This window comes from Actinosynnema sp. NPDC004786 (assembly GCF_053601135.1).
This window is the reverse complement of record NZ_JBSGBG010000096.1, coordinates 1-8408: the sequence shown is the minus strand read 5'-3', so window position 1 is coordinate 8408 and position 8408 is coordinate 1. Positions and strand designations below refer to the sequence as shown.

The 8408-nt window shown below is 73.6% G+C and carries 10 protein-coding genes; 8 read left to right on the top strand and 2 right to left on the bottom strand.

Annotated features, from left to right (window positions below; all coding sequences use genetic code 11):
• Both ACWEFJ_RS38895 and ACWEFJ_RS38890 read right to left on the bottom strand, forming a co-directional pair.
• The coding region (locus tag ACWEFJ_RS38895; protein ID WP_449716867.1) for a lantibiotic dehydratase at positions 1-992 on the bottom strand (992 nt) is incomplete at its 3' end.
• 88 nt (positions 993-1080) lie between these two features.
• Complete coding sequence (locus ACWEFJ_RS38890; RefSeq protein ID WP_378087094.1) at positions 1081-1218, bottom strand: hypothetical protein; 138 nt, start codon at positions 1216-1218, stop codon at positions 1081-1083.
• Positions 1219-1835: 617 nt separating this feature from the next.
• On the opposite strand from ACWEFJ_RS38890, the gene sigJ reads away from it, so the two are divergent.
• The 8 genes from sigJ (at position 1836) to ACWEFJ_RS38850 (ending at position 8324) form a co-directional block, all read left to right on the top strand.
• Positions 1836-2744, top strand: coding sequence for an RNA polymerase sigma factor SigJ (sigJ, locus tag ACWEFJ_RS38885; protein WP_449716866.1), 909 nt, complete (start codon positions 1836-1838; stop codon positions 2742-2744).
• An 88-nt stretch (positions 2745-2832) separates the two neighbouring features.
• The gene (locus ACWEFJ_RS38880; protein WP_378087098.1) at positions 2833-3501 is read left to right on the top strand and encodes a response regulator transcription factor; all 669 of its coding nucleotides are present in this window, start codon (positions 2833-2835) and stop codon (positions 3499-3501) included.
• A gap of 223 nt (positions 3502-3724) precedes the next feature.
• Positions 3725-4126: an ATP-binding protein gene (locus tag ACWEFJ_RS38875; RefSeq protein ID WP_378087100.1), complete on the top strand. Its 402-nt coding sequence runs from the start codon at positions 3725-3727 to the stop codon at positions 4124-4126.
• Between the two features lie 53 nt (positions 4127-4179).
• Positions 4180-5652 carry a PAS domain-containing sensor histidine kinase gene (locus tag ACWEFJ_RS38870; RefSeq protein WP_449716865.1) on the top strand — a complete coding sequence of 491 codons (1473 nt, stop codon included), beginning with the start codon at positions 4180-4182 and terminating at the stop codon, positions 5650-5652.
• Positions 5649-6020, top strand: coding sequence for a response regulator (locus ACWEFJ_RS38865; RefSeq protein WP_449716864.1), 372 nt, complete (start codon positions 5649-5651; stop codon positions 6018-6020). The genes ACWEFJ_RS38870 and ACWEFJ_RS38865 overlap by 4 nt, the downstream gene beginning before the upstream one ends.
• A gap of 85 nt (positions 6021-6105) precedes the next feature.
• Positions 6106-6522 carry an anti-sigma factor antagonist gene (locus ACWEFJ_RS38860; RefSeq protein ID WP_378087106.1) on the top strand — a complete coding sequence of 139 codons (417 nt, stop codon included), beginning with the start codon at positions 6106-6108 and terminating at the stop codon, positions 6520-6522.
• Between the two features lie 78 nt (positions 6523-6600).
• Positions 6601-7821 carry a hypothetical protein gene (locus ACWEFJ_RS38855; RefSeq protein ID WP_449716863.1) on the top strand — a complete coding sequence of 407 codons (1221 nt, stop codon included), beginning with the start codon at positions 6601-6603 and terminating at the stop codon, positions 7819-7821.
• Positions 7809-8324 carry a hypothetical protein gene (locus ACWEFJ_RS38850; protein WP_449716862.1) on the top strand — a complete coding sequence of 172 codons (516 nt, stop codon included), beginning with the start codon at positions 7809-7811 and terminating at the stop codon, positions 8322-8324. The genes ACWEFJ_RS38855 and ACWEFJ_RS38850 overlap by 13 nt, the downstream gene beginning before the upstream one ends.
• The last annotated feature ends 84 nt before the right edge of the window (positions 8325-8408 follow it).

Below are 8408 nucleotides of genomic sequence, written 5' to 3'. Positions count from 1 at the left end.
ATCCGGTCGACGTAGGCACGGGCGGCGGAGTCCGGGTCCGGCGTGGTGAGCCTGGCCGCCAGCGCTTCGACCAGCGCGGCGGGCACGACGCCGTCCGGGCCGGCCTCGCGGACGTGCGCGACGACGAACCTCAGCGGACCGGTGGCCGCGACGTCCACTTCCTCCTCGCGGGTGAGGTCGATCCGTGACGGCGGGGCGTCGGGCCCGGGGACGACCGGGATGTCGCGGGAGAACCGCAGCCGGCCGTCGTGCTCGCGCAGGCCGGGTGCGAGCCGGTGCGGTCGGTCGCGGAACGCGCCCACCAACCGCGCCAGCAACAGCCGGTTCACCTCCGTGTGCGCCACCGGTTCCGCTTCGGGCCACGAACCCTCACCCCACGATCCCCAGCCCACGTGCGTGTACCACGACAACGGACTGGTCTTCGACGTGGCCCGCAACGCATACCGCAGCACCGTCGCCTCCACCTTGCGCGCCCGACGATCCGGCACACCACCCGCCACCGCCGTCCGCCCCAGCCCGTGCAACAGATCGGCACCGGTCACCACCCCCGCCAACCGCACCGACTCCTCGCCGCACAACCGCGCCAACACCGCGCGCTCGGCCGCCAACGCGCCCGGCCACGCCACCGCCACCGCCCCGATCGCCACGTCCAGCGCCGCACGTTCGGCCAACCACCGCGCCAGCAGCGGCACCCGCACCGGCAGGTCACCCAACCCCGCCACCAACGCCGGACGCGGCGAACGACCGTTGTGCACATCCCGCCGCAACGGCAACACCACCCGACGGTGGAACTCCGCCGAATGACCACCCGCACTGCCGTGCAACGCCTCCGCCACCCGCCCCGCCAACCCCAGAACACGCGACTCCGCGGCGACCGCGGCCGCCATCGCCGCCCGAAAACCCGCCGCACCCGCCGGCGACTCGGGATACGGCAACGCCGCCACCCGCACCAACGCGTAGGGCGCCAACTCGGTGGCGAGGACTTCGGCCATTCGCGCTCCCTCCCGCAGCCGGATCGGGGACGCCGCGAGCGACGCCCCCGATCCGTGACACCGCCGCGTCACCGCGACCGAAGTGGAATCAGACCTGCGACGGGTCCACGCTGCAGCAAGAGCAGGACGCGGGCCCGGGGCCGCCGTCCACGAACGCCGCGTTGCCGATCGTGGTCACGGCCAGTTCGTCCAGGACCAGGTCCTCGACGTCGAAAGTCAGATCCATGTCACCTCTCCATCCAGTCCGCCGTCGGGTGGGCAGGCGGGACACTAAGCGGATTGATCTGGGTCCGACAAGACCGGACAACCCTATTCCAAATGGTGCCAGAAATGCACCCGACAACGCCTTTCGGGCGAATAAGCGGCCTTATTGACCCATCGGTGTGCACTACCTTGACAGCGCGTCTCCACCGTGCCACCACGGCGTTTTTTACGGAGAACGGGTCAAGGACGTTGGTTCCGGTGGGCAATCGATTCGATTCCCCGATGGGAGGCATCGGGACACCCGACCTCCCGCTTACCGCGCGGTGATCCACCCGTTCCCGGATCGGGGTAGGCTGCACACCTCACGTTCGCGTGAATTCCGGTCACGGTGCGGATTCCCGAACAGGGCCGTCAGCCCTGGACGACCGCCACCTGCCGGGTGGACGCGTTGAGGCGGTTCCACACGTTCACCGTGGCGATGGCGACCAGCCGAGAGCTGCCGCTGGTCGTGGTGCGCCGTGCCCGGCAGGGTCACGGCGGGGTGGTCCACCCGTGCTCGCACGTTCGTCGTCGCTCCTGTCACATCGTGCTCGCTTGCTCCGTCAACCCCCTGACGGATCCCACGCGGAGGATGTGACAGTGACCGACAGCGACTACCTCGCCGCCCGCTTCGAGGCCGACCGCGCCCACCTCAGGGCGGTCGCCTACCGGATGCTCGGCTCGATGACCGAGGCCGACGACGCGGTGCAGGAGGCGTGGCTGCGGCTGCAGCGCGCCGACACCGGCGACGTCGGCAACCTGACCGGGTGGCTGACCACCGTGGTCGGCCGGGTGTGCCTAAACATGCTGCGCTCCCGCGCGTCCCGCCGCGAGGACCCGCTGGACGTGCGCGTGCCCGACCCGGTCGTGGACCCGGCCGAGGGCGGCGACCCGGAGCACGAGGCGGTGCTGGCCGAGTCCGTCGGCCTGGCCCTGCTCGTGGTGCTGGAGTCGCTGAACCCGGCCGAGCGGCTGGCGTTCGTGCTGCACGACCTGTTCGCGGTGCCGTTCGACGACATCGCCACGATCATCGGCCGCAGCCCGGCGGCCACCCGCCAACTGGCCGGCCGCGCCCGCCGGCGGGTCCGGAGCGGCGCACCGGCGCCGGACGACCTGCCGCGCCAGCGGGAGGTCGTGGAGGCTTTCACGGCCGCCGCCCGGGCCGGGGACTTCGAGGCGCTGCTCGCGGTGCTCGACCCGGACGTGGTGCTGCGCGTGGACGGCGGCGCGGGGAACGCGGACGCCGCGGCCGTGGTGCGCGGCGCGGCGAACGTCGCCCGCCGTGCGCTGATGTTCCGCCGTCCCGAGGGGGTCAGCCGGCTGGTCCTGGTCAACGGCGGCATGGGCATCCTGACCGCGCCCGGGGGCACGCCCGCGTCGATCATGGGCTTCACGGTCAGCGGCGGCCGGGTCGTGGCGATCGACGTGCCGGCCGACCCGGCACGCCTGGCCGCCCTGGACCTGTCCGCGCTGGACCTGTCCGCAGAGGACCTGCCCGCAGGCGGCTGACCGGGCACGACCGCACCGGGCCGAACCGGTCCCGCTCCCCGCCCGGAGGCGCCGCCGGAGAGGACTACGCTGGGTGCCCGGACCACTGATGAGGATCCAGCACACCATGGCGCACCGACCCAGCCCTTCCCGGCCCGTTCGCGCGGTCCTGGTCGAGGACCACCACCTGGTCGCCGAGGCGATCAGGCTGGCGTGGGCGGATTCGGCGGCGGTCGAGGTCGTGGCCTCCGTCGGGTCGCTCGCCGCCGCGTTGGCCGAGGTCCGGGCGCACCGGCCCGAGGTGGTGCTGCTGGACCGCCGCCTGCCCGACGGGGACGGCCTGGACTCGATCGCCGCGTTCGAGGCGCTCGGCGCCCGCGTGCTGGTCCTGACCGGCGAGGCGAGCGTGTCCGTCGCGGCCCGCGCGGCCGAGTCGGGCGCGGCCGGGCTGGTGCTCAAGTCGGCCCGCCTGGAGGACCTGACCGACGCCGTGCTGCGGGTGGCGGCGGGCGAGGTCGTGTTCGACGGGGCGCTGCTCGGCGGCGTGCTGGACAAGCTCACCGGCCGGGGCCGCAACGGCGGCGTGTCGCTCACCGTCCGCGAACGCCAGGCCCTGCTGCTCATGGCCGAGGGCGCGAGCACGGAGGAGATCGGCGAGCGCATGGGCGTCGCCCGCAACACCGTGCGCAACCACGTGCAGCGGGTGCTGGAGAAGCTCGGGGCCCGGTCGAAGCTGGAGGCGGTGGCCATCGCCCGCCGCGACGGCCTCCTCGACTAGGAGGCGGGTCCGCGGGGCGCGAACCCGGACCGGCCGGGCCACCGGCACCGGACCGTCCGGTGCCGCGCGCCCAACGCCGCCCGCACCGCAAGCCGCCCGAGCCCCGCACGACCTGCGGGCACGCCGCACCCGGTTCGGCAGCCACCTCCTAGTGCACCTGCACCAGACGCGACGGTGACGGTGCGTCTGGGCGCGGACCGCCCGATGACCCACAGTGTCACTCGTGAACCTATCGGTGTCGGGCCCCCTCGTGGAGTTCAGCGCGCCGATCGACCGGGGCGCGGCCGGTCTGGCCCGCGACTTCGCCCGCAAGACCCTCGCCGACCTCGGCTACCGGGGCGACCACGGCGACGCCGTCCTGGTCGTCTCCGAACTGGTCTCGAACGCCCTGCGGCACACCGCCACCATCCCGGTCATCCGGCTGGGCGGCGACGCGCGCCGGCTGCGCATCGAGGTCCGGGACGGCAGTCCCGTGATGCCGCGGCCGCAGCGGTCGGCCACCGTCGGCGGGTGGGGGTTGCAGCTCGTCCAGCGGTTGACCGCGGCCTGGGGCGCACGGCCGGAGCACGACGGCAAGGTCGTCTGGTGCGAGATGGTCGCCGACGCCGCGCCGGGCACCGCCTGACGCCGGAGCGCCCGTTCGTGGCACCCCTTCAGCCCGTGGTGCACAGTGGCCCCATGGCCGCCGACCACCCCGCCGACCGCGACGTCGCACCACCGGCGGCGGACGCGTACCGCCTGCTCGTGGACAGCGTGGTCGACTACGCGATCTTCATGCTGGACCCGACGGGCCGGATCGTGAGCTGGAACCCCGGCGCGGAGCGGATCAAGGGCTGGTCGGCCGACGAGATCGTGGGCGAGCACTTCTCCCGGTTCTACCCGCCCGAGGACCTCGCGGCCCGCAAGCCCTGGTACGAGCTGGAGGTCGCCGCGGAGGTCGGCCGGTTCGAGGACGAGGGCTGGCGGCTGCGCAAGGACGGCACCCGCTTCTGGGCCAACGTCGTCATCACCGCCCTGTTCGACCAGGACGGCGGCCTGCGCGGCTTCGCCAAGGTCACCCGCGACATGACCGACCGGATGCTGGCCGAGGAGAAAGTGCGGGCCGGCGAGGAGCGGTTCCGGCTGCTGGTCCAGGGAGTGCTGGACTACGCCATCTTCATGCTGGACCCGAGCGGCCGGGTGGTGAGCTGGAACGCGGGCGCGGAGCGGATCAAGGGCTACACCACCGAGGAGATCCTGGGCGAGCACTTCTCCGTGTTCTACCCGCCCGAGGACCTGGTGACGCGCAAGCCGTGGCGCGAGCTGGACGTGGCCGTGGACGTGGGCCGGTTCGAGGACGAGGGCTGGCGGCTGCGCAAGGACGGCACCCGCTTCTGGGCCAACGTCGTCATCACCGCCCTGTTCGACCAGGACGGCGGCCTGCGCGGTTTCGCCAAGGTCACCCGCGACATGACCGAGCAGCGGCGCGTCGAGCAGACCCTGAGCGAGCAGCGCAGGCTCGTCGGCCACCTCGTGGAGGCCCAGGAGTTGGAACGGCGGCGCATCGCCTGGGACGTGCACGACGACTCGATCCAGTCCATGGTGGCCGTCGGCATGCGGCTGCAACTGCTCGCCAACCGCCTGCCGGAGGAGGAGGCCGCGGTCGTGCGCCGGCTGGACGAGGCGGTGCGGGCGTCCATCGCACGGCTGCGCAACCTCGTGGTCCGGCTGCGGCCGCCGGAACTGGACCGGCACAGCCTGGTGGAGGCGTTGGACCACTACCTGGCCGACCTCGCGGGCTCCGCGGGCATCACCTACCGGCTGCGGCACTCGCTGGACCGGGAGCCGCCCGCCGAGTCCGCGATCACGATCTTCCGCATCTGCCAGGAAGCGCTCACCAACATCCGCAAGCACGCCCGCGCCTCCACCGTGGACGTGTCGTTGACCTCGGTGGACGGCGGCACGCTGGTGGAGGTCACGGACGACGGCGTGGGCGTGGGCGGCGGTGTGGGCGGCGACGCCGGGGCCGGCCCGCCGTCGGACCACTTCGGCCTGGTCGAGATGCGTGAGCGGGCCGAGACCGCCGGCGGCTGGTGGTCGGTGGGCGAGGACCCGCGCGGAGGGGCGGTGGTGCGGTTCTGGATCCCGACGGCGAACGGTGGCGAGGAGTGACCGAGCTGAGCGTGGTGATCTCCGACGACGACCCGTTGATCCGCGACGCGCTGCGCGAGCTGCTCGACGCCGAACCCGACCTGCGGGTCGTCGCCGTCGCCCGGGACGCGGACGAGGCGATCGCGCTGGTCGAGCGCCACGCGCCGGCCGTCGTCGTGCTCGACGTCCGCATGCCCGGCGGCGGTGGTGGCCGTGCCGCCCGCGAGATCAAGCTCCGGTCGCCGGGCACCGGCATCCTCCTGCTGTCCGCCCACGCCGACCCGGCGGCGCTCGACGGCGCCGTGTTGACCGGGGTCGGCGAGCACCTGGTCAAGGGCGTGCCGAACAGCGAGATCGTGGAGGCCGTCCGGCGGCTGGGACGCCGCTGACCGGCAGGGGTGCGACTGCGCGTCACGGCCCGTAACGTCGGGCTGGTAGAACTGTCGTGACAACACAGCGCACCGGGGAGTCGTCGTGACCCAGCCGACGGGGCAGCCTTCACCGATCCTCGACGTGCGCGTCACCCGGAACGGTGAAGTCGCCGTCGTCTCCGTGTCGGGCGAGCTGGACCTGGACACGGTGCCCGAGGTCCGTGCCGCCCTCGGGTCGGCGCTGTCCGGCCCCGCGTCGTCCGCCCTCGTCGTGGACCTGACCGACGTGGTGTTCTTCAGCTCGGCCGGCCTGTCGCTGCTGCTGGAGTTCCGCCGCCGGGTCGACGCGTTCGCGGTCGTGGCGACCCGTCGCGCCGTGCTCCGGCCGATCCAGGTGACGTCCGTCGCCCCGCTGCTGAACGTGGTCCCCTCGCTCGACGACGCGCTGGCGTCCGTGCGGCCTCGGGCCGACCGGGCGGTGGCCGCGGCCGCGCCCGAACCGCCTCACCCGCCCGCGTGAACGGACCAACCTGAGCCGAACACCGGACCCCGCACCCGGCCGAACGGTTTGCTGGTTCCCCTAACACGAGGGGGAACCATGGAATCGCGTTCAGTGTTGGCGGTGGGGGTCGTCGTCGCGCCGCCGTTAGGTGGGCAGACCGCCGCCGCGGCGCCACCGTCCGCCGTCCCGGTGATGCAACCGGACCCGCTGCTGATGTTCCCGTCGAACCGGGCCGGCACCGACTGGGCCCGGGTCGCCCGCGACCGGGCGGCGACGGCGTGGGCCCGGGGCCGACGGGCCGACGCCCGCGCGGCCGTGCCGTACCGGGAGCAGGAGCCACCTGGGGTGCGCGGGGCCAACGACAGCCCGGCGACGGCCGAGCACATCGCCGGCTTCGGCACCGGCCGCAACGCCACCTCGAAGATCGCGCCGATCGGCGACATCCTGCCCGACGACACGGTGCCGACGCGGCCGCCGTCCGCCGAGCCCGACGACGCGCTCGGCCTGGCGGGCGACCTGGGCCTGGACGCCGGCCGGCCGTCGGTCCGCACCGGCGGGACGATCGGCGACGGCCCCCACGGCAGCGCCGGCGACGGCACGGGCGACTTCGACTTCTGCCGGCTCGGCCCGGGCGCGGCCGGCCGGACGATCACCGCGCGGACCTCCACCCCGACCGGCGAGCTGGACCCGCTGCTCGCGCTGTGGGACGCCGACGGCGGCCTGTGGGCGGTCAACGGCGACGTGGGCGGGTCCACCGACTCCGCCGTCACGACGGCGATCCCGCCGGGCCGGGACCTGATGGTCGGCTCCGACCCGTTCGGCCTGCCCCGCGACCCGCGCACGCCGGGCACCGGCGAGGGCGTGCTGAGCGAGGGTCCGTACGAGCTGCTGATCAGCAGTGGCCGGAGCGGCGGCGACCTGGCCGCACGCGGCCTCAACCCGCGGTTCGCGGTGCAGATCCTCAACAGCCGCGACCACGCCGGCCCGTGGGGGCAGCCGAACGTCAGCCGGGTCGTCGTCGGCGGCACCGTCGCGGAGACGGGGATCCCCACCATCGGCATCGCCCAGTCCATCGACGCGGGCAACTTCGGCCGGGAGGAGACCGCGCTGGTGCTGCTGGACGACCTGAGCGCGCCGGCGGGTCCGGTGTGGACGCTCAACACCTACGTGGGGCCGGAGAGCGACCGGATCGCGTTCCTCGGGCGGGCGGTCGGCAACATCGCCTCCCACGAGGCCGGGCACATGTCGGGCAGTTGGCACACCGACCTGACCAACTCGGAATCCCCTGCCGCCGAGGAGGGCTCGTGGCCACGGTGAGGCACCTGCTGGACCGCCGGTTCAACGGGTACATCGGGATCAAGCTGCCGCACGAGTTGGACGACCTCGTGGAGTCGGTCGTGGTCGGGTACCTCGACGCGACGGCCGCCGCGCGGCAGGAAATCCTGGACGCGGTCCGACCGCGCGCGGCGGGCGTGCTCTGCGTCTTCGGCCAGCGGATGGCGACGATGGCCGTGCGAACCGACTCGACGGTCCCGCTCTACCGCGGCATCGTCGGGATGGGGATGGCGGAGCGGACGCTGGACGAGCCGCGCAACAGCCTCTTCGTGCTGGCGACGGTCCACCACAGCGCCACGACCCTGGGCACCACCATCACCCGGCTCGCCACGGACATGCGGCGGTACCTGCCGGAGCCCGCGTACGAGAACTTCCTGGCGTTCGACCAGCGGACCGAAAAGAACAAGTCGCTCCGGGCGTTCGGGCTCGCCGCCTGCGGTTCCGGTGACGAGTTCCGGTACGGGTACGGCTCCACGTCGGCATGAGCGCGGAACCGGACCGGTCGGCCGCGGCGCCGGCTGGGAGTGTGCGCCTCGGCGACCCCGAAGCCGGACGGGGTCGGCACGTTG